The following is a 20,615-nucleotide window of genomic DNA, read 5'->3' on the forward strand; positions in this document are numbered from 1 at the left end:
TTTTCCGGAAGCCTGATTGTAGTACATGCCGAAATCGTCGCCCAAGGTCCGGCCGAAAACTACTTCGTCCATTGCGCATAGATCACGCCATACATATGCCCTTGGAACGAACCGTAGACCTTTTGCTGCCATGAACGCGACAGATCACCGTCCAGACGCGAAAACATGGGGAGCGAGTCAGCGTACGCCCAGTTCGCGATGCGATCTGCGGAGTTTTGCCGGCGTGACGTGATAAGTGCGTCTGAACCAGTTCACCAGATGGGCGCAATCGGTAAAGCCGCATTCATAGGCGATCTGGGCGATCGACCGATCGCTGTTGAGCACCATCCACTTCGCGGCTTTCAGGCGCATCTGACGCCAATATTCGCCGGGAGCGACCTGCAGGTGTTTTTGGAAAAGCCGGGAAAGCTCCCGTTCCGATGTACCGACACTCGCCGCGATGTCGGCGAGCGAACAGAGCTCGTACATCTTCTGCCGCATCAGCCCGATCGCATTCGCCACGCGGCGGTCCCCGCACTTCAGGCCGAGATCGGGCTCTTCGATCGCGCCTTGCCTGTCGAAGCCGTGATCGCCGAGGAGATAGTGAAACGCCTTGTGGGCACGGGATTCGCCGCAGGCATTCGAAACCAGATACATTGCAAGCTTGATCGACGCCAATCCGCCGGGACAGGTGATGACGTTCCCGTCAACCACGACCGGCCGGTCGGTGACGGGAGTGATATCCGGAAAAGTCTGGCGCAGCAGCCCCGCCAGCGTGAAATGGACGGCGCATTTCTTTCCGGCGAGCAGGCCCGCCTCGGCCAGCACGAAGCTTCCCGAACAATTGCCGGCCACCGGCACGCCGTTGCGAACGGCTGCGGTGACGAAGTCATAGAGTTCCAGCGGGATCCTGTGGTCGGCATGGAGTATGCCCCCGTGCACGACGATGAAGTCGTAATCACTGGGATTTCCGTATGTCCTGCCGGGTGTCAGTTCCAGGCCGCAGCTCGACCGTATCGGATCGATATTGTGCGATAGCAGCTCCCAGTCACAATAGATCCGCCGGCTGAAATCACCTTCGTCGCCTGCAAGCCGGAGAAAATCCGTGAAGCAAGCAAGTGGCATCAGCGTGAAGTTCGGTGTCGCGACGATCCCCACTCTGAGCGGAGAGGTGATCTCGGGCGGCGGTTTGCTCGGCCCCAGCTGGGAGTAATCGCGCTGCAAACGAAGGTCCTCCGGACCATGGAAATTGTCCTAAACGTACAATACCGCGGCGACGAAGACAAATACCATCGATTTGCGTTGGGAGGCGCGGTCCGAGGCTCGGAAAACCGGCATTCCCTCCCGCCAAGCAGACATGCCAAAGCGCAAAGGGGAACATAATGAAGAATCTTCTCGCAATTTCGACGGTCGCGTTGATCGCCGGCATCGCATCCAACGCCAACGCCGCTTGCGGTACCGTCACCGTCGCCAACATGAACTGGCAAAGCGGCGAACTTCTCGCGCACGTCGACAAATTCATCCTCGAGCACGGTTTCGGCTGTCAGGTGGAGTTCGTGCCCGGCGATACCGTGCCGACAATCACCTCGATGGTGGAAAAAGGGCAGCCCGACATTGCCGGCGAGGCCTGGGTTGATCTTGTCCCGGAAATCGTCAAACGTGGCGTCGACGAGCACAGAATTGTAAATATCGGACCGGCTTTGTCCGATGGCGGCATTCAGGGTTGGTATATACCGAAATTCATCGTCGACGCTCATCCCGAGATCAAGACGGTCGATGATGCCTTCGCGCATCCGGAGCTTTTCCCGGCGCCCGAGAATACCGCGAAAGGAGCGGTGTTCAACGGTCCGACGGGATCGGGCGGCTCGGTCGTCACGGCCCAGCTTTTCAAGGCCTATGGCGGCGAGGCCAAGGGCTTCGACCTCGTCGACCCCGGAACCCAGGCCGGCCTCGACGGCGCCATGGCGCGGGCCTATGAGCACAAAGAGGGATGGATGGGCTATTACTGGTCGCCGACCGCCCTTCTTGGGAAATATTCCATGGTGCGTCTCGATGCCGGCGTCCCCAATGATGCGGCGGAGTGGAAGCGCTGCAACACCGTTGCCGATTGTCCCGATCCGAAAAAGAACGAGTGGCCGAACGACCATGTCGTGACGCTGGTGTCGCAGAAATTGGCGGAAAGCGGAAATGCCGGCGTGATAGACTATCTCCGCAAGAGGTCATGGGACAATCAGACCGTCAGTTCGGTCATGTCGTGGATGACCGATACCCAGGCCGGTGGCGACGACGGCGCGGTGCACTTTTTCAAGGAGCATCCGGAGGTCTGGAAGTCTTGGCTGAGCGCCGATGTGGCGGAGAAAATTACCGCCGCCCTTTGAACGATAAGCGCGCGGGCCGCCGAGGCCCGCGCATCCGCACGGCAGACCGTGAAACCCGCCAGGATCCAAGATGACGACCTCCTTTCCGAAGACCTTCTCCGAGATCACGCTTGCTGGCCATAGGCTGCGCAACAGGATCGTGTTCGGCGCCCATACGGCAAATATGTCGGTGAATGGACTGCCGGGCGATCAGACCACGGCCTATTATGTCGAACGGGCAATCGGCGGGGCAGCGATGATCGTCGTCGAGCCGATGCCAGTCCATCCGGCCACCGTGCTGACGCGCGGCAACTTCCGCACATCGGACGACTCCGTCATCCCGGCGTTCAAGAGGCTGACCGACAGCGTCAAGCAGCATGGGGCCGTCATCGTCCAGCAGCTCTATCATGTCGGAAGCCACGGAGACTCCGATCTTTCCTTTCATCCGCATTGGTCGCCTTCAGGAGGACCGAGCTATCACGACAGTGACGGCTCGCATGCGATGACGGAGGACCAGATCGAGGAAACCATCGAGGCCTTCGTCAAGGCGGCGCGGCGCTGTCGGGCGGCAGGTTTTGACGGCGTCGAGGTCTGGGCCGCCTATGGCGGTCTTCTCGATCAGTTCTGGACACCCTTCTATAACCGCCGCGAGGATCGCTGGGGCGGGAACCTCGAAAACAGAACGAGATTCTCGCGGGAAATCCTCAGCCGCATCCGGCAGGCCTGCGGCCCGGGCTTCATCGTCGGCCTGACCGTCAGCGACGAACCTGGCTGTCCCACGGCTCTTAACCGTGACCAGTTGACCGAAATCGTTGCCGGCCTCGATGAAGAGAGGCTGATCGACTACGTGACCTGCGGCTCGGGCGGATATTTCGACTATGGCAGCCTGATGCCGACCTTTCTTTATCCCGAGCGATTGGGTGTGGAGCTGTCGGCACGCCTGAAGCAGGCTGTGAGCCATGCGCTGGTGACGGCGGAAAGCCATATTCGAACACCCGAAAATGCGGAAATCACGCTCGGGGAGGGGGCGGCGGATTTGGTTTCGATCGTCCGCGGCCAGATCGCCGACCCGCATCTTGCCAACAAGGCGCGCTTGGGAACGCCCGAAGATATCCGCGGCTGTCTGTCCTGCAACCAGATGTGCTGGGGCCGCCGGTCGCGCGACTACTGGATCAGCTGTCTGATCAACCCTTCCGTCGGGCGCGAGGCGGAATGGGGCGGCGACCGGTTCGAACCTGTCGAAAGTCCCCAGCTCGTGCTGGTCGTCGGGGGAGGGCCGGCCGGATTGGAAGCGGCACGCGTGGCCGCCGAACGAGGCCATCGGGTTATCCTTGCGGAAGCCTCGGATCGGCTGGGCGGCGCGTTCCGCCTTGCCGGCGAGCAGCCCCGGCGGGCGCAGATCCTGGACCTGATCCGCTGGTACGAAACCCGCTTCGAAAAACTCGGGGTCGAGGTTCGTTTCAACAGCTATATCGAGGGAAGCGATGTCGCCGAGATCGGCGCCGACGTGGTGATCCTGGCAACGGGATCGCTGCCGCAGGAGACAGGCTTTCAAAAGGCCATGCCCGATCGCCCGTCGCTCGCCGGGATCGAGCAAGGAAACGTGTTCTCCGCCGAAAGCGTCATGGCCCGTCAGGCAAGGCTCGGCAAACGCGTTGTCGTCACCGACGAAACCGGCGGCTGGAAGGGCTGCGGCACGGCTTGGAAGCTCGCTGAGCAGGGGCATGAGGTCATCGTCGTGACACCCGACGCGCTCATCGGGAAGGAACTGCAGCGCACCTCCGCCGACGTTCCCTTACGCCGGACGCTCAGCATGCTCGGCGTTCAATTCCGAACGGAGAGCAGTATAGAGAGCTGGCAAGGCAATGCCGCGATCCTCGTCTCCCATCTCACGGGCAAGCACGAGACGATCGACGCCGACAGCCTCGTCCTTTCCACGACCAACATTGCAGCGAACTGGCTCGCTTTGGAACTGGCCGAGCTTGGTATCCCCTTCGTCGAAATCGGCGACGGCGTGGCGCCAAGGCAGGCGCCCTACGCCTTCTATGAGGGGCGGCGCGCCGGCATGGCGATCGGAGCAGAGGGCACGCGAAAGGACGAAACGGCGAAGGTTTGCGCGGCATAGGCGGACGCTGCCACCGTTGCATCGGAGCCGTGCAGCGAGGCACTGTCGAAGGCGGGGAGCGGAATCATGCGATTTCCTCTTCGAATATCTTCACCGGCCGGTCCCACTGGATGAGCACGACACAGCCGGTATCGCTCCAGACCGAATGCTCGCTGCCGGGTGCATTGACGATATAACTTCCGGTGATGTAATCGCCCGTCTCGTCGGATTGTACACCATCGAGCACCAGGATGGTCTCAAGCCCCTCGTGGCGATGGCGGGGAACGGAGGCGCCGGGCTCATATTTCAACAGCGCCACGCCCGGCTGATCGCCCTCGAAGGGGCGGATCCAGTGAATGGTGACATTCTCGCGGAAAGGGCCGAATTCCAACTGCTTCCAGCCGCCCGATGTCAGCAGTTCGCGGGTCGCTTCAGGCATTGGCAATGCTTTCCAGAATGTCGTCGACATGGGCGGTCCAGCCGACGATAGCGCCCTGGGCGCGGATCATGGCGATGGCTGCGGCTTTGAATTCGGGGAAATAGCTTTCCGTCGCCTCCTCGGCGAGCAGGCATTCATAGCCGCGGTCGTTTGCTTCGCGCATCGTCGTCTGCACGCAGACTTCGGTGGTGACGCCGGCAAAGACGAGCTGACTGATGCCCTTCTGCTTCAACATGGCGCCAAGCTCGGTAGCATAGAAGGCGCCCTTGCCGGGTTTTTCGATGATGATTTCCCCCTTCACAGGAGCAAGTTCCAGAAGAATTGCCGTGCCGGGTTCGCCTGAGATCAGGATGCGGCCCATCGGGCCTTCGTCGCCGATCCTGAGCGAAGGATTGCCGCGGTCGCGTTTCGCCGGCGGCAGGTCGGAAAGATCAGGCCGGTGGCACTCCATTGTATGGATCACAGGCAGGCCGGCATTGCGGAAGCCCTGGATGAGGCGTTTGACATCCGGCACGATCCTGGTGATGCGGCTGACATCGTTGCCAAGGCTGGCGCCGAAGCCGCCGGGCTCGGCAAAATCGCGCTGCATGTCGATGACGATCAGGGCGAGCTCATCGTGCTTGACCGGAAAGGCGAAAGGTTCGGCCTTGATGCCCGCCATCAGTGATGTCCCGCCATGTGGGCGCCGATCACGCCGATATCGGCTGAACGCGCCGCCGTCTCGTAAACCAGCCTGCCTTCCGAAATGACCATGATGCGATCGGACATCTCGAGCAGTTCGTCGAGGTCTTCGGAGAGCAGCAGCACGGCAGCGCCTGAATTGCGCGCCTTCATGATGCGGGCGCGGATTTCGGCAACGGCCGAGAAATCGAGGCCGAAACACGGGTTGGAGACGATGAGCAGATCGACATCGCCTGTCAGCTCGCGGGCGAGCACGGCACGCTGCACATTGCCGCCTGAAAGCGCTGCGATCGGCGAGGAGGAAGAGGCGGTCCTGACCTTGAAGTCGGAGATCAGCGCCGACGCACGCTTCTTCATGCTGCCCCTGTTCAGCCAGATCGCGTCCTTTCCGTCCGGCTTCAAATCGAAGGTACGGAACGCAAGGTTCTCGCTCACCGTCATCTTCGGCGCGCAGGCATTCTGCAACGGCTCTTCGGGGATGAATCGCACCTTGTTCTTGCGGGTCTCGTCGCGGGTGGCGCCGTAAACCTCGCCATTGACCATGACTTGGCCGGTATTCGTCGGGCGCTGGCCGGCGAGAATTTCCGTCAGCTCCTTCTGGCCGTTGCCCGATATGCCGGCGATGCCGACGATCTCGCCGGAGCGCACCGTAAGCTCGTCGATTTCGATCGTTTTCAGACCGGAACGATCCGGCGCTTTCACCCGGCTTACCGACAGCACCGGCCTTGCCGCTTCCGCCACCGGCAGGCGGCTGTCAAGTTCGGCGAGCTTGACGTCGCCGATCATCATCGCCGCCATATCTGATGTGGAGAGTTCACCGACCTTGCCGGCGCCGACCAGTTTGCCGCGCCGCAGGATCGAGACGGCATCGGCGAATTTCGTCACTTCGTGGAATTTGTGAGAAATCATCAGCACGGTGAGTTCGCCGCGCTCGGTCATCCCACGCACGATGCCGAGCATCTCGTCTGCCTCCGCCGGCGTCAGCACCGAGGTCGGCTCGTCGAGGACCAGGAAGGAGCGGCCGAGATAGAGCTGCTTGACGATTTCGAGCTTCTGTTTTTCGCCGGCGGCAAGCTGGCTCACCGGCCTGTCCAGCGGGATCTTGAACGGCATGCGCTCCATGAACGCCGCCAGACCCTTGCGTTCCCCGGCCCAGTTGATCACCGCGGGTACGTCGGCACGGCTGATGACCAGGTTTTCCGCGCCGGTCAGAGAGGGAACCAGTGTGAAATGCTGGTAGACCATACCGAGCCCGTAGGTCGCGGCATCCTTGGGTGACCTGATCGCCACCTCGCGGCCGTCGACCGATAGCGAGCCCGACGTGGCGTGATAGAAGCCCATGATGCATTTGACAAGCGTCGACTTGCCGGCGCCGTTTTCGCCGAGCAGCGCGTGAAAAGAGCCGGCCGGAACGGCGATCGAGACGTCGTCGAGCGCGGTAAAGCTGCCGAAGCGCATGGTCATGCCGAGCGTATCGATACCGATCGCCTTACCGGCCTTGGGAAGGGGCGTGTCGCGAACCGTGCTCATGGCAGCTGGCTCACAAAGGTTTCGGAATTGGAGACCGAGCCAAAGACGCCACCCTGCATCTTCACCATCTTGATGGCGGCGAGGTGGTTTCCATAGTCGGTCGCCCCGCAGCAGTCCTCGAGCAGCAGGCATTCGTAGCCACGGTCGTTGGCCTCGCGCATTGTCGTCGATACGCAGACATCGGTGGTGATTCCCGTGAGGATGATGTTCTCGATGCGCTTCTGGTTGAGGATGAGCTCAAGATCGGTCGCGCAGAACGAACCCTTGCCTGGTTTGTCGATGATCGCCTCGCCTTCGATCGGGTAGAGTTCGGGGATGATGTCCCAACCGGGTTCGCCACGCGTCAGGATGCGGCCGCAGGGGCCGGGATCGCCGATGCCGGCGCCGATCCGCTGCGAGCGCCAGCGTTTGTTGGCCGGCAGATCGGCGAGGTCGGGGCGATGGCCCTCGCGCGTATGGATGATGTGGTAGCCCTCGGCCCGCATGGCGGCAAGCACGCGCTTAATCGGTTCGATCGGCGCCTGCACCAGCGACAGGTCGTAGCCCATATGGTCGACATAACCACCCTTGCCGCAGAAATCCGTCTGCATGTCGATGATGATGAGGGCGGTGTTATCAGGCCTGAGAGCGCCGTTATAGGGCCACGGATACGGATCGGCGCCGATAAAATGCCCTTTGGTTTCGACCATCGCGTCCATCATTCTCTTCTCCTATTCCGCGGCAGATTTGTTGAAACCGCCAAGTCCGTTCATCACAAGGCTCCGTTATTTCGTCAGCGACAGCGCCCCCGGCGCACCGGCGAGCGAGCGGGTGGGCGAGGAGGTGGCAATCAGGATGATCAGGGTGAGCACATAAGGGGCAGCGTAGAAGAGGTAATAGCCTTGTGTGACGCCGACTGATTGCAGCGCCGGCCCGAGCGCGCCGGCACCGCCGAACAGCAGGGCGGCGAGGAAGCAGCCAATCGGGTTCCAGCGTGCGAAGATCACGAGGGCCACGGCCATCAGGCCCTGGCCCGACGAGATGCCTTCGTTCCATGAGCCCGGATAATAGAGCGAGAGATAGGCGCCGCCGATCGCCGCCAGCGAGCCGCCCGCGGCCGTCGCCAGCAGGCGAACCCGATCCGGGTCGATGCCCATGGCCCGGGCCGCGTCGGTGCTGTCGCCGACGACACGCAGGATCAGGCCGATGCGGGTGTTCCTGAAGGCCCAGAACAGGAAGAGAGCAAGTGCTGCGCCGATGAAGAACAGCACGTTGATATTGAGGGCCGCCTGTACCTGCGGCCTGCTCGACCAGCCTCCTAGCGCGATCGAGGGCAGTTTCGGCGCCACCGGCTGGATGAAGGATTTGCCGAGGAAGAACGCCATGCCGAGACCGAACTGCATCATGGCGATGCCGATGGCGATGTCATTGACCTTGGGGAATTTACAGATCCAGCCGTGAATGACGCCGAAGATCGCGCCTGCCATCATGGCGGCCAGCACGCCGAGGGTCGGCGAGCCGGTTATGACGGCCACCGCATAGGCCGTCATGGCGCCGAAGACCAGCGTGCCTTCCAGGCCGAGATTGATGCGGCCGGAGCGTTCAGTGATCGTCTCGCCGAGGCTGACGAAGATGAACGGGGTGGAAACGCGGATGGCGCCTGCGAAGATCGCCAGCGGCACGCCCCAGATGCCGATACCTGTCTCTTCCATCAGAGGCTCCTTTTCCAGAGATCGGGATTGAAGATCTTGAAGCGGCCGTAAAAGGTTTCGCAGAAAAGAATGACGATGAAGAGCGTTCCCTGCAGCACCAGAACGGTCGCATCCGGCAGGCCCATGCGCCGCTGGATAAGGCCGCCCGAGGCATCGATGCCGCCGAGCAGGATCGCGACTGGGATGATCGCCAGCGGATTGTGCCTGGCGAGGAAGGCGACGAGGATGCCGGTATAACCATAGCCTGCTGCAAGCGAAGCATTGGCACTTCCCTGCACCGCCGCCACTTCGATCATGCCCGCCAGACCGGCAAAGCTGCCGGCAAGTGCGGTAAATCCCGCGATCAGCTTGCCAACCGGCAGCCCCTGGATCTGAGCGGCGCGCACGTTGCCGCCGGCGATGCGGGCGGCAAAACCGTAGCTCGTCGCCTCGATCACGATCCAGGAGACCATGCAGGCGAGGATGCCGATGACGAGACCCCAATGCACGTCCATGCCGGGAATATTGCCGAGCATGTATTCCGCCGGCAGCGGCCTGGTCGATGGCTTGTTGAGGCTTGCCGGATCGCGGAGCAGCCCTTCGACGAACTGGTTCATCAGGGCAATGGCGATATAGGAGAGCAGCAGCGACGATATGGTTTCGTTGACGCCGCGGTAGTGGCGCAGGAAACCGGCAAGGCCGATCCAGATGCCGCCGACCACCATGGCCGCCATCGCCATCAGAACGAGGGTGAGGAAGACCGGCACGGTGCCGGCGAGCGGCATAGCCATGGCTGCTGCGCCAACGCCGCCCAGCACGACCGCTCCTTCCCCGCCGATGATGACGAGGCCGAGACGGGCGGGCAGGGCGACGCAAAGTGCCGTCAGGAGAAGGGGTGCGGCACGGCTGAGGCTGTTTTGCACCGAAAACCAGCTGCCGAAGCCGCCGGTGTACATCAGTTGGAAGAGGGTGGCCGGCGACTTGCCGACAGCCAGGATGAAGAGGGAGAAGATCGCAAGACCGATCAGGATGGCCGTAAGCCCGATGACGATCGGCTCGGCCCGTCGCGCGGTCCATTCGAGGACCGGGCGCAGCGAAGCCGGTTTTCCGACGATCGATATCGCGGGATCATTGGCCTCGATGGTCATGGCGCTTCTCCCTTCGCGGTTTACGCTGTGGACCCGACAACGCCCTCGACCAGATAATTCATACTTTCGAGCTCGATCGCGTCTTCAGCGTAGCTCTTGTCGGCAGTCACGACGGTGTCACCCTTGTTGTCCTTCAACGGTCCCTTGAAAACCGAGAAGCCGCCCTTCATCATGCCCGCCTGCGTGGCTTCGAAGGCCTTGCGGCCCTCCGCCGACACGCCGGGGCCGAGCGCGCTCATCTTGACGAAGCCGTCCTTCAGGCCGCCGCGCACGAAATTGCCGAGCTTTTCGCCGGCCTGCGCCTTTTTGACGAAGTCGCTGTAGACGTTGCCCCAGGCCCATTCGGCGCCGGTGAGGTATTTTTCGGGAGCAAGCGGGCTCTGGTTGGCATGATAGCCGCAGACGAAGGCGCCGCGGCCCGCGGCCGTCTCGACGACCACTTTCGGGCTGTCGACGTGGCAGGTGATGACGTCGGCGCCTTGGTCGACCAAGGCGTTGGTGGCTTCGGCCTCCTTGACGGCGAGCGACCACTCGCCGGTGAAGATCACCTGGCAGGTGATCGTAGGATCGACTGTGCGCGCGCCGAGCAGGAAGGCGTTGATATTCTGCAGAACCTGCGGGATCGGCTTGGCGGCGACGAAGCCGATCTTCTTGCTCTTCGTCGCATGGCCGGCGGCGATGCCGTTCAGATACTGGCCCTGGAATATATAGCCGAAATAGGAGCCGGTATTGGCCGGATACTTGCCTTCCTGCCAAAGGCCGCCGCAATGGCGGAACTGAACGTCGGGATGCTTGGCGGCCATGGCCAGCATATGCGGGTCGAAATAGCCGAAGGAGGTCGGAAAGAGCAGGGTCGCACCGTCGAGATTGATCATCGACTCCATGGTCTTCTGGACATCGACGGTTTCCGGCACATTCTCTTCTTCGACCAGCGTCACGCCCGGCAGGGCCTTGACCACGGCCGCGCCTTCCGCATGTGCCTGGTTGTAGCCGTAGTCGTCCTTGGGGCCGACATAGATGAAGCCGATCGTCAGCGCGGTTTGGGCCGCTGCAGAGGAGCCGATCAGGCCCGGCATGACGCCGGCGAGCGCTCCGGCAGCGGAAGCCTGCAGGAAATTGCGGCGGTTCATGGAAAGGAGTTTGGTCATTGGAATGCTCCTTGCGGCGCTTGGCCGGTTGCGAAACAGGACAGTAAAGTGCATGCAATGTACATGCCAAAAGGCAAATTATTGTTTTCTATATATAATTCTTGAAACGAAAATCTATTGCGTTTAAAGCGCATGCAGATCCATCGCAGTAACGCATAAAAAGTAATCATGATGATTTTTATGCCTAATTTAACTGCAGAGTCAGCGTGTCGCCAGCTGCGGTAGACTGCGCCTTACATCAGAAAGTGAAAAGCCAACAATATCTTCCCCACGCAGTTTGACTTATCGAGTGCCGAGCGGCATCTGTATGCAGAGTGTTGACGTGAGCAGATTCGTATCGTGAAGCAGGCCCGACGCAGAGAAGTCATCCGCACCGGAACCACCGTTGAACAGATGGTGAGGGCGATTTCCGACATGATCGTTACAGGCGAAATCCTGCCGGGTGGAAAGCTGGACGAGGTGTCGCTTGCTGTTCGTTTCGACGTTTCGCGCACGCCGGTCAGAGAAGCCCTGCGCGAACTCAGCGCCATGGGATTGGTCGCGCGCGAACCAAACCGCAGCGCCGTCGTCACCAATGTCACCGAGGCCTATCTGCATTCGATGTTCGAGGCGATGGCGGAACTCGAAGCAATCTGTGCCAGGCTCTCAGCCGAGCGTATGACGGTCGATGAGCGGCGGGCACTGGAACTGGATCATCGGGGATCGGTGAAGCTCGTGCATGCCGGCGCGGAAGAGGAATATTCGGCTCACAACACCGAATTTCACACCCGGCTTTATCGCGGCGCGCATAACGATCATATCCTCGAGATGGTGACTCAGACGCGGGCGCGGCTCGCGGCTTTTCGGCGGGCGCAGTTCCGTCTGCCTGGGCGTCTGGCGAAATCCTACGAAGAGCACGGCCGGATCGTGACCGCAATCATGCGCGCGGACTCAGCCGCCGCGGGGCAGGCGGCATATTCCCACGTGGAAATTGTCAGCGATGCCAGCGCGGTATTTGCAACGGCCGAGGAATAAGCAGACCGCGACCGGTCAATCACCCCGGTTGTTTCCCGGTCTACTCCGCGGCTTCAATGAAGCGGTGGCGTTCGTAGAGGAACTTCAGCACGGCCTCCCGGCATTTGAGATATGTCCTGCTGGAGGCGAGTTCGATGCGATTGCGGGGACGGGACATGGTCACATCGAGCACTTCGCCGATGCCGGCCGCCGGGCCGTTGGTCATCATCACGATGCGGTCGGAGAGCAGCACCGCCTCATCGACGTCATGAGTGATCATCACCATCGTGTTGCCGAGCCGGGCGTGGATTTCCATCACGGCGTCCTGAAGATGGGCACGGGTCAGCGCATCCAGCGCGCCGAAAGGCTCGTCGAGCAGCAGGATTTTCGGCTCCATTGAAAGCGCGCGGGCAATGCCGACGCGCTGTTTCATGCCGCCGGAAATTTCCGAAGGCCGCTTATCCCTGGCATGCGCCATTTGCACAAGGTCGAGGTTGGCCATGACCCAGTCATGCCGCTCGGCCTTGGTCTTTGTTCGGTTGAAGAGTTTGGAAACGGCGAGATTGACGTTCTCGTAAACGGTCAGCCAAGGCAGCAGCGAGTGGTTTTGGAAAACGACGGCGCGTTCGGGACCGGGTCCGTTGACCTCACGGTTTTCGAGGAGCACGGCGCCTGCGGAAACCGGGGTCAGGCCGGCAATCAGGTTGAGCAGGGTGGATTTGCCACAGCCCGAATGGCCGATGATCGAGACGAATTCGCCCTCTGATATCGTCAGGTTGATGTCCTTCAGGACTTCGGCGCGCACGCCGCCGCGATCGAAATGTTTGTCGATATGATCGAGCTTCAAATAGGCATTCATCGGGACGTTCCTTCAGTTGGCGGTGGCGCCGCGAGTGATAAGTTTGCCGAGCGCAGCCACCAGCTTGTCGAGGACGAAGCCGACGATGCCAATATAGGCGAGCGCGACGATGATATCAGGCAGGCGCGACGAGTTCCATGCGTCCCAGATGAAGAAGCCGATGCCGACGCCGCCCGTCAGCATTTCGGCTGCGACGATGGCGAGCCAGGAGAGGCCGACGCCGATCCTGAGGCCGGTGAAGATGTAGGGGGCCGCCGAAGGCAGCATGATCTTCCAGAAAAACTCGAACTGGTTGAGGCGCAGCACCTCGGCGACGTTGCGGTAGTCCTGGGGAATGTTGCGGACGCCGACGGCGGTGTTGATAATCACCGGCCAGATCGAGGTAATGAAGATAACGAAGATCGCCGAAGGGTTGGAATCCTGGAAGGCTGCGAGCGACAGCGGCAGCCAGGCGAGCGGCGGAACCGTTCGCAGCACCTGGAAGATCGGATCGAGGCCGCGCATTGCCCAGACCGATTGGCCGATGATCGCCCCGATGATAACCCCGGTGACGGCGGCAAGGCCAAAGCCGTACAGCACGCGCTGCAGCGAAACGAGCACGCGCCAGCCAAGCCCGATATCCTGGGAGCCGTTGTTGAAGAACGGATAGGCGATCAGGTCGTAGCTCTCCTGCCAGACCCGATGCGGCGAGGGCAGAGAGGCATCAGGCGATGAACAGAGCACCTGCCAGACGAGCAGGATGAGTACCAGCACGACGGCTGGCGGAACGACGTTGCGAAACGCGGTGCTTGCCGCACGACCAAAATCGATCCGTGATCCGTGCTTGCCGGAAAATGGCAGAACCTTTGCCGCCGGCTTGGCAGCGGCGGCAGCGGAGGGATTTTCTTTACTTGCCAGGGCGGGCATCGACGCGCTCCTCACGGGAATGAAAGGCCGGCGCGCCCGCGGCGCGCCGGAGGCGGGATCAGGAGACGGCCTTGATCGAAAGGCTGTCGAGATAGGCGGAGGGATTTTCGGGATCGAAAACCTTTCCGTCGAAGAAGGTCTCCTTGCCGCGGGAGGACGAGGCGGGAATATCCGCCGCCGCAACGCCGAGATCCTTGGCGGCCTCGCGCCAGACGTCCTCGCGGTTCACCTGGTTGACCAGCGCCTTGATGTCGGTTGTACCAGGCAGATTTCCCCAGCGGATGTTTTCCGTCATGAACCAGGTGTCGTGGCTCTTAAACGGATAGGAGGCGCCGTCTTTCCAGAATTTCATATAGAGGTCGGTGGCTTTGGCCTCACGGCCGTTGCCATAATTGATGTCGCCCTTGAGGCGGCCGAGCACGTCCTTGGTCGGAACGTTGAACCATTGGCGCTTGCCGAGGATATCGGCCATCTCCGCCTTGTTATCCATGCTCTCGCACCATTGCTGAGCCTCCATGACAGCCATCAGCAGGGCCTTGGCAGCATTGGGATTCTTTTCGATCCACTCGGCGCGCAGCCCCAGCGCCTTTTCGGGATGACCCCTCCAGAGCTCGCCCGTGGTCGCCGCGGTGAAGCCGATGCCCTGGTTGACGAGCTGCTCGTTCCACGGCTCGCCCACACAGAAGACGTCCATGTTGCCCACCTTCATATTGGCAACCATCTGCGGCGGCGGCACGACGATGGTTGAAACGTCCTTGTTCGGGTCGATGCCGCCGGCGGCGAGCCAATAACGGATCCAGAGATCGTGGGTGCCGCCCGGGAAAGTCATGGCGGCCTTAACCTCCTTGCCTTCCGCCTTCTTTTTCTCGAAGGCGGCCTTGAGCTTGGAGGCATCGAGCTGCACGCCGGTTTCGGCATATTCCTTGGCGACGGAAATGCCCTGGCTGTCGAGGTTGAGCCTGGCGAGGATCGCCATCGGCACTGGCTTGTTGTTCTGCGTCACCTTGCCGGTATGCATGAGATAGGGCAGCGGCGAGAGGATATGGGCACCGTCGATGCCGTTTGCTGCGCCGCCCAGCACCAGATTGTCGCGGGTCGCGCCCCAGGAGGCCTGTTTGGCCACATCCGTTTCCGGAAGGCCGTGCTTATCGAAAAAGCCCTTTTCTTTAGCGATGATCAGCGGCGCGGAATCCGTGAGAGCGATAAAGCCGAGCTTGACGCCTTTCACTTCGGGGCCTGTCCCGGCGGCAAAAGCGCCGGACGGAAAGGCAGTCTTGACGGCGCCGATGAGGGCAGCCGTCGCGGTCGTCTTGAGCATGCTGCGGCGGGTGATGCCGCTTGTCGAAATCCCAGTCGTCGAAATCTTTTTCATCTGCAGGTTCCCCTCTGCTGGCTGAATTCGAACGCAAAAAAACGCCGCCGGAATTTACGTCCAGGGATGGGAGTATCCTGGAGTGCAAAGACCTTGCGACGTCGGTGTCTGTGAAGGCGCTTATGCCGCGCCTATCCGCGCCGGTCGCCGTTGACCGATGCGCCTTAGAACCTGCAATCAGCGTGCCAATCCTGAAAGCGGCCGATAACCGCCTGAATCAACAGGAGATATTTCGCAAATCCGCGCTTGATTATATTTTGGGCATTAATGCTATGTGATGATGATTTGGGCTTTTGCTGCTGTGCTCGCAGTCGTGAATGCGCCTATTTGTGCAGTGCACACGCACCGTTTCGGTCGCCTGGCTGGTATCATCCAGCCGAAATCATCGCTCCAATCATAGGTTTTGCAGAAAAAGGCCGAGAGACTTTGGCAAAAAATGCCGATGGCCACGCCGGCAGCCAGATGGTTCGTGAGGACGATCCGCGCCGGCGAGAGATCACGGCTTGTCTCGTCAAGCCGAAACGAGGTGGCCGCGTGAAATTTGCTCGATCGTCGTCACGCCGAGCAGGGCCATATTGCTATGGAGCTCAGATTTTAGGATGTCTGCCGCCCTCAATACGCCAGGCAGACCGGCAACGGCCGCCGCATAAAGGAACGGCCGCCCGACAAACACGAAACGTGCTCCCAGCGCCAAGGCCTTGATAATATCGGTTCCGCGGCGAAAGCCGCCGTCGATCATGATTGGGATCCTGTCGCCCAGACGTTCCACGATCTCGGGAAGCGCCGCCAGGGGTGAGATGGCGCCATCGAGCTGGCGGCCACCGTGATTGGAGACGATCACCCCGTCAGCCCCTGTCTCGGCGGCACGCGCCGCATCGTCCGGATGAAGAATGCCCTTGACGATCAGCTTGCCGTTCCAGCGGTTACGGATGCGTTCGAGATGGCTCCAGTTCAGATGGTCTCTTCGGCCAAAGTCCCGCGTAACGTTCGAGGCGATGATGGGTGCGCCTCGGGTTGCGTAGGAGTTTTCGAAATGCGGGATGCCGTGGCGGGCGACCGTGCGCAAAAATGTCCCGATGGTCCATTGCGGGTGCGAAACACCCTGCCAGGCCAAAGCGAGGCTGGGCCGCAGAGGCGTCGAGAAGCCCGCTCGGATATTGTTTTCCCGGTTCGGGAGCGTGGCCGTATCGACGGTCAGCAACAAGGTGCCAAAGCCTGCCGCAGCAACGCGGTCCACCAGCGCATCGATGCGTTCGGGCTCTCCGGGCAGGTAGGCTTGGAACCAGGTCGCGGGCGCGGCGGCAACAACCTCTTCGAGCCGAATGAGCGAGGATCCGCTCATGATCATCGGAATCCCGACCTGCGCTGCGCCGGCGGCAAGAACAATGTCGCCGCGATAGGCCATGAGCGCGCTGATTCCCATTGGGGCGATACCGAAGGGCGCGGCATAGGTCTGACCGAATAAGGTGGTTGCCGTGCTTCGCGTTGACACGTCCTGCAGAATACGCGGCCGCAACGCGTAAGTCTGAAAGGCTTCGAGATTATTTCGCAGTGATGCGTTGGTTTCAGTTCCACCGGAAATATAGGCGTAGAGCGGCTTTGGCAGATGCCGTTTTGCCTTTGGCTCGAAGTCATCGAGGCAGAGCATAGCCTTCGCCAGCCGGGTCGAACGGCGGGAGTCGAGGCTGCTTACTTTCATGGCTTGCTCCGTTGGATTACAGACGAATTTGTTTCCCTGGAGAGGGCGGTGGATGCCATTGCATCCACCGCGACCCGACTGTCAGCCTCCCCGCAGCTTCAATCTTCGCTTGCTTCGAATGCTTCCTTGCGACCCCTCCGAATGGACGGAAATATCAAGGTAATCAGCATGCCGGCGGTAATCAACAGACCGCACGATGTCTATCGCTCGAACGGTTCGCCGAGCGACGCAACACCGTTCAGTTTCAGCAGGCGACGGTCGGCGGAGATGATGCCGAGCACGATGATCGTGACGAGATAGGGCAGGCTCGACAGTAGCTGCGAGGGAACGTCCAGTCCGGTTGCCTGGGCCGCAAGACCCATCAGCGAGACTGCGCCGAAAAGACAGGCGCCGAGGAAGATGCGACCGGTAAGCCAAGTCCCGAAGACGACGAGGGCGATGGCGATCCAGCCGCGTCCGGCGATCATTCCGTCAGCCCAGAGCGGTGTGTAGACCACCGACGCATAGGCGCCGGCGAAGCCGGCCATCGCGCCGCCGAAGGCGATGGCGAGGATACGGACCGATATCACCGAATAGCCGATAGCGTGGGCCGCCTTCGGGTTCTCACCGACGGCCCGGACGATGAGACCAAGCTTGGTGTAGGCAAGTATGGCCCAAAGAGCGAGGGTCGCGGCGAGCGAAATCCACACGACGATGTCCTGGACGAAAAGACTGCCGACGACCGGCAGGTCCGACAGCCCTGGAAGAGCGAGCTTTGAAAGACCTTTGACCGTCAGGCTTTCATAGGTCTTGCCGAAAAGTGCCGAGAGGCCCTGGCCAAGAATGCCGATGGCAAGGCCAGCGGCCACCTGGTTTGCCCGGAACCCGAGCGTGACGAAGGCAAAAAGCAGGGAAAGGGCGGCGCTGCCGAGCCCTGCGGCGATGAAGCCGAGAAAATGTCCGCCGCCATGATAAACGACGATGAAGGCGAGCACGGCGCCAAAGGCCATCAATCCCTCGACCCCGAGGTTGAGGACACCGGCGCGCTCGGCCACCAATTCGCCGAGTGCCGCCAGAAGAAACGGTGTCGCGGCCGCAAGCATGCCGGCAAGAATGAACTCGATGGCGTTCATGGCAGGCTCCGCTGGGCGGTGCGGCGCCATTCAAGGCGGTAGCGCACGAAGGCGACGGCGATCAGGTAGGCGAGTAGCAGACTGCCCTGGAAGACACGGACGGCGGCGATCGGCAGGCCGGCCGAGACCATGGCATTGTCGCCGCCGATATAGATGACCGCCATGACCAGCGCCGAGACCACAATGCCGATCGGATGCAGGCCGCCGAGATAGGCAACGATGATGGCCGCATAACCATAGCCGCTCGCGACCGAACGCTGCAGCTGGCCGAGCGGACCGGCCACTTCGGCAGCACCTGCAAGACCGGCGGCAAAACCGCCGATCAGCAGCGAAAGCCAGATCGCCCAACCTTCCCTGAAGCCGGCGTAGCCGGCAGCCCGCGGCGCCAGGCCGCCGACCTGCAGCTTGTAGCCGATGAAGCTCTTCTGCATGAAGACCCAGGCGGCAACCGACAAAACGAGGGTGATGAGGAAAGAGACGTTGACACGAGTCCCGGCAATCAGGGTCGGCACCATCGCATCGTACTGAAACATCACCGACTGCGGGAAGTTAAAGCCGTTCGGATCCTTCCACGGGCCGAGCAGCAGATAATTCAACAATTGCGCGGCAACGAGGCTCAGCATCAGCGAAACGAGGATCTCGTTGGCGTTGAGACGCACGCGCCAGAAGGCGGTGAGAGAAGCCCAAATGGCGCCGCCGATGGCGCCGAGCAGGAGCATCGCCGGCCAGATCCACTGGCCCGTCGCCTGGGGAAACCACACCGGAATGGCGGAGGCGAAGATCGCCCCAAGGATAAACTGGCCTTCGGCGCCGATATTGAAAACCTTGGCGCGAAAGCCGATCGCCAGCCCCTGGGCAATAAGGAGGAGGGGCCCAACCTTTAACAGCACTTCCGAAAATGAAGCCCAGGAGAGGAAGGGCTCTAAAAGCATCGCATAGACGACCGCGACGGGGTCGCGGCCCATCAAGACATAGAGGCCGAGATTGAGTGCGATCGCACCCCCGAGCGCGATGACGGGTGCGCCCAAGGCCGCGGCCAGCGAGGCGCGCTCCCGGCGGACAAGGGTGGGAAGGCAAGCAGGGAACCAGACGCTCATTATTGAACTTTCTCGGGCGAGGCATGAGCCCCGATCATGTATCGTCCGATCTCCTCGGGTTTGGTGTCCCGCGTTGTAAGCGGCGGGCTGAGCCGGCCGTGATGCAGCACCTGGATGGAATCGCAGAGTTCGAACAATTCTTCCAGCTCCTCGGAAATGACGAGGATCGCCATGCCCTCATTGCGCAATGCCACCAGGCGGCTGCGGATGGCAGAGGCTGCACCGACATCAACGCCCCAGGTCGGCTGCGCCACGAAAAGCAATTTCGGAGACAGCATGATTTCGCGGCCGACGATGAACTTCTGCAGGTTGCCGCCGGACAGGGTGCCGGCTTCCGCATCCGGGCCGGATGTGCGGACATCATACTGATGGATACAATCCTTGGTGAACGTCATCGCCCGTGTCCTTTCGATGAGACCACGCTGTAAAAGCTTGAGTGGGTGGGCCGTCAGCAGGCTATTGAGGACGAGCGACATTTCCGGCACGGCACCGCGTCCGAGCCGGTCTTCCGGAACGAAGGCAAATCCAAGCTGCCGCCGCGCGGCGGCATCGAACCTGCCGACATCCATTCCCATCATGTAGATCCGGTCGCGTTGTTCGCGCCCCAGCATGGTCTCGCCCGAAATCAGCGCCGCAAGCTCACTTTGGCCGTTGCCCGAAACACCGGCGATCCCGAGAATTTCGCCGGCACGTACCTCAAGGCTGAGGCCGGAAAGCGGCACCGCAAAGGGATCGTCGGGCTGGTGGTCCAAACCGATGATCTCCAGCCGCTTTTCCCCGCCGGACAGCGGCAGCGCCGAGATGGGTGCGGGCATATCGCGGCCGATCATCATCCGGGCAAGGTCATGGGCATCATGCTCGCGCGGATCGACATCCCCGGTCACGCGCCCGCCGCGCAGGATCGTCGCGCGGTCACAGATCGCCCGAATTTCTTCGAGCTTGTGGGAAATCAGCAGGACAGAAACGCCGCCGTCGCGCAGCCGAAGCAGCGTGTCGAACAGCTTCTCCACCATTTGCGGCGGCAGGACGGAGGTGGGCTCGTCGAGGATCAGCAGCTTCGGATCGGTCATCAGGCTTCGGATGATCTCCACCCGTTGCCGCTCGCCGACCGACAGCGCATGCACATGGGCAAGCGGATCTACTTCGAGGCCGAACTCCCGTCCAAGCGTCCGGATACGTTCCTTGAGATCAGCTTTGCGACCCGGCACCACCAGCCGAATATTCTCGATGACCGTCAAGGTCTCGAACAGCGAAAAATGCTGGAAGACCATGCCGATGCCCTTGCGCCGCGCCTCCGCCGGGGAGGCGAGGCGCAAGGGAGTGCCTTCCCAGACGACGTCTCCGTCATCCGGCTGCTCGACACCGTAGATCAGCTTCATCAGCGTCGATTTTCCCGCGCCGTTTTCTCCGAGGATCGCATGGATCGATTGCGGAGCCACGTCCAGATCGATTGCCTGATTGGCGTGGATCTGGCCGTAGCTCTTCGAAATGCCGCGCAGCGACAGGAGCGGGGTGGTCATG

18 protein-coding genes are annotated in these 20,615 nt (G+C 61.4%); 3 read left to right on the forward strand and 15 right to left on the reverse strand.

What is annotated here, in order from left to right; genetic code table 11:
- Positions 1-177 precede the first annotated feature (177 nt).
- A complete protein-coding gene (locus FHX14_RS13660; protein ID WP_184377476.1) occupies positions 178-1,203 on the reverse strand; it encodes a GlxA family transcriptional regulator in 1,026 nt (341 codons plus the stop codon).
- A gap of 158 nt (positions 1,204-1,361) precedes the next feature.
- Between FHX14_RS13660 and FHX14_RS13665 the strand changes: the two genes are divergently transcribed.
- Complete coding sequence (locus tag FHX14_RS13665) at positions 1,362-2,357, forward strand: ABC transporter substrate-binding protein (RefSeq protein WP_184377477.1); 996 nt, start codon at positions 1,362-1,364, stop codon at positions 2,355-2,357.
- A gap of 70 nt (positions 2,358-2,427) precedes the next feature.
- Positions 2,428-4,461 (forward strand): FAD-dependent oxidoreductase, encoded by a 2,034-nt coding sequence (locus FHX14_RS13670; protein ID WP_184377478.1) that lies wholly within the window; start codon positions 2,428-2,430, stop codon positions 4,459-4,461.
- A 64-nt stretch (positions 4,462-4,525) separates the two neighbouring features.
- Here FHX14_RS13670 and FHX14_RS13675 read toward each other — a convergent pair whose 3' ends face one another.
- From FHX14_RS13675 to FHX14_RS13705, 7 genes are all read right to left on the reverse strand, one after another.
- On the reverse strand, positions 4,526-4,879 hold the full coding sequence (locus FHX14_RS13675) for a cupin domain-containing protein (RefSeq protein ID WP_179611042.1): 354 nt from the start codon (positions 4,877-4,879) through the stop codon (positions 4,526-4,528).
- Positions 4,872-5,540 (reverse strand): isochorismatase family cysteine hydrolase, encoded by a 669-nt coding sequence (locus tag FHX14_RS13680; RefSeq protein WP_184377479.1) that lies wholly within the window; start codon positions 5,538-5,540, stop codon positions 4,872-4,874. The genes FHX14_RS13675 and FHX14_RS13680 overlap by 8 nt, the downstream gene beginning before the upstream one ends.
- The gene (locus FHX14_RS13685; RefSeq protein WP_184377480.1) at positions 5,540-7,090 is read right to left on the reverse strand and encodes an ABC transporter ATP-binding protein; all 1,551 of its coding nucleotides are present in this window, start codon (positions 7,088-7,090) and stop codon (positions 5,540-5,542) included. Before FHX14_RS13685 ends, FHX14_RS13680 begins: the two co-directional genes overlap by 1 nt.
- Positions 7,087-7,788 (reverse strand): isochorismatase family cysteine hydrolase, encoded by a 702-nt coding sequence (locus FHX14_RS13690; RefSeq protein ID WP_184377586.1) that lies wholly within the window; start codon positions 7,786-7,788, stop codon positions 7,087-7,089. The genes FHX14_RS13685 and FHX14_RS13690 overlap by 4 nt, the downstream gene beginning before the upstream one ends.
- Before the next feature lie 66 nt (positions 7,789-7,854).
- Complete coding sequence (locus FHX14_RS13695) at positions 7,855-8,781, reverse strand: ABC transporter permease (protein ID WP_003591770.1); 927 nt, start codon at positions 8,779-8,781, stop codon at positions 7,855-7,857.
- Positions 8,781-9,908: an ABC transporter permease gene (locus FHX14_RS13700; RefSeq protein WP_184377481.1), complete on the reverse strand. Its 1,128-nt coding sequence runs from the start codon at positions 9,906-9,908 to the stop codon at positions 8,781-8,783. Before FHX14_RS13700 ends, FHX14_RS13695 begins: the two co-directional genes overlap by 1 nt.
- 20 nt (positions 9,909-9,928) lie before the next feature.
- The gene (locus tag FHX14_RS13705) at positions 9,929-11,056 is read right to left on the reverse strand and encodes a BMP family ABC transporter substrate-binding protein (protein ID WP_184377482.1); all 1,128 of its coding nucleotides are present in this window, start codon (positions 11,054-11,056) and stop codon (positions 9,929-9,931) included.
- 339 nt (positions 11,057-11,395) lie between these two features.
- On the opposite strand from FHX14_RS13705, the gene FHX14_RS13710 reads away from it, so the two are divergent.
- The gene (locus FHX14_RS13710) at positions 11,396-12,070 is read left to right on the forward strand and encodes a GntR family transcriptional regulator (RefSeq protein WP_012555548.1); all 675 of its coding nucleotides are present in this window, start codon (positions 11,396-11,398) and stop codon (positions 12,068-12,070) included.
- Between the two features lie 40 nt (positions 12,071-12,110).
- Here FHX14_RS13710 and FHX14_RS13715 read toward each other — a convergent pair whose 3' ends face one another.
- The 7 genes from FHX14_RS13715 to FHX14_RS13745 form a co-directional block, all read right to left on the reverse strand.
- Positions 12,111-12,908 (reverse strand): ABC transporter ATP-binding protein, encoded by a 798-nt coding sequence (locus tag FHX14_RS13715; RefSeq protein ID WP_184377483.1) that lies wholly within the window; start codon positions 12,906-12,908, stop codon positions 12,111-12,113.
- A gap of 12 nt (positions 12,909-12,920) precedes the next feature.
- Positions 12,921-13,814, reverse strand: a complete 894-nt coding sequence (gene ntrB, locus FHX14_RS13720; protein ID WP_184377484.1) for a nitrate ABC transporter permease — start codon at positions 13,812-13,814, stop codon at positions 12,921-12,923.
- Positions 13,815-13,872: 58 nt separating this feature from the next.
- Positions 13,873-15,186 (reverse strand): CmpA/NrtA family ABC transporter substrate-binding protein, encoded by a 1,314-nt coding sequence (locus FHX14_RS13725; RefSeq protein ID WP_184377485.1) that lies wholly within the window; start codon positions 15,184-15,186, stop codon positions 13,873-13,875.
- Positions 15,187-15,697: 511 nt separating this feature from the next.
- Positions 15,698-16,885 (reverse strand): alpha-hydroxy acid oxidase, encoded by a 1,188-nt coding sequence (locus tag FHX14_RS13730; RefSeq protein ID WP_184377486.1) that lies wholly within the window; start codon positions 16,883-16,885, stop codon positions 15,698-15,700.
- Positions 16,886-17,085: 200 nt separating this feature from the next.
- Complete coding sequence (locus FHX14_RS13735) at positions 17,086-17,997, reverse strand: ABC transporter permease (RefSeq protein ID WP_184377487.1); 912 nt, start codon at positions 17,995-17,997, stop codon at positions 17,086-17,088.
- Complete coding sequence (locus tag FHX14_RS13740; protein WP_184377488.1) at positions 17,994-19,094, reverse strand: ABC transporter permease; 1,101 nt, start codon at positions 19,092-19,094, stop codon at positions 17,994-17,996. Before FHX14_RS13740 ends, FHX14_RS13735 begins: the two co-directional genes overlap by 4 nt.
- A complete protein-coding gene (locus FHX14_RS13745) occupies positions 19,094-20,614 on the reverse strand; it encodes an ABC transporter ATP-binding protein (RefSeq protein WP_184377489.1) in 1,521 nt (506 codons plus the stop codon). The genes FHX14_RS13740 and FHX14_RS13745 overlap by 1 nt, the downstream gene beginning before the upstream one ends.
- Position 20,615 lies beyond the last annotated feature (1 nt).

This window comes from Rhizobium sp. BK619, assembly GCF_014195245.1.
Lineage (GTDB): Bacteria > Pseudomonadota > Alphaproteobacteria > Rhizobiales > Rhizobiaceae > Rhizobium > Rhizobium acidisoli.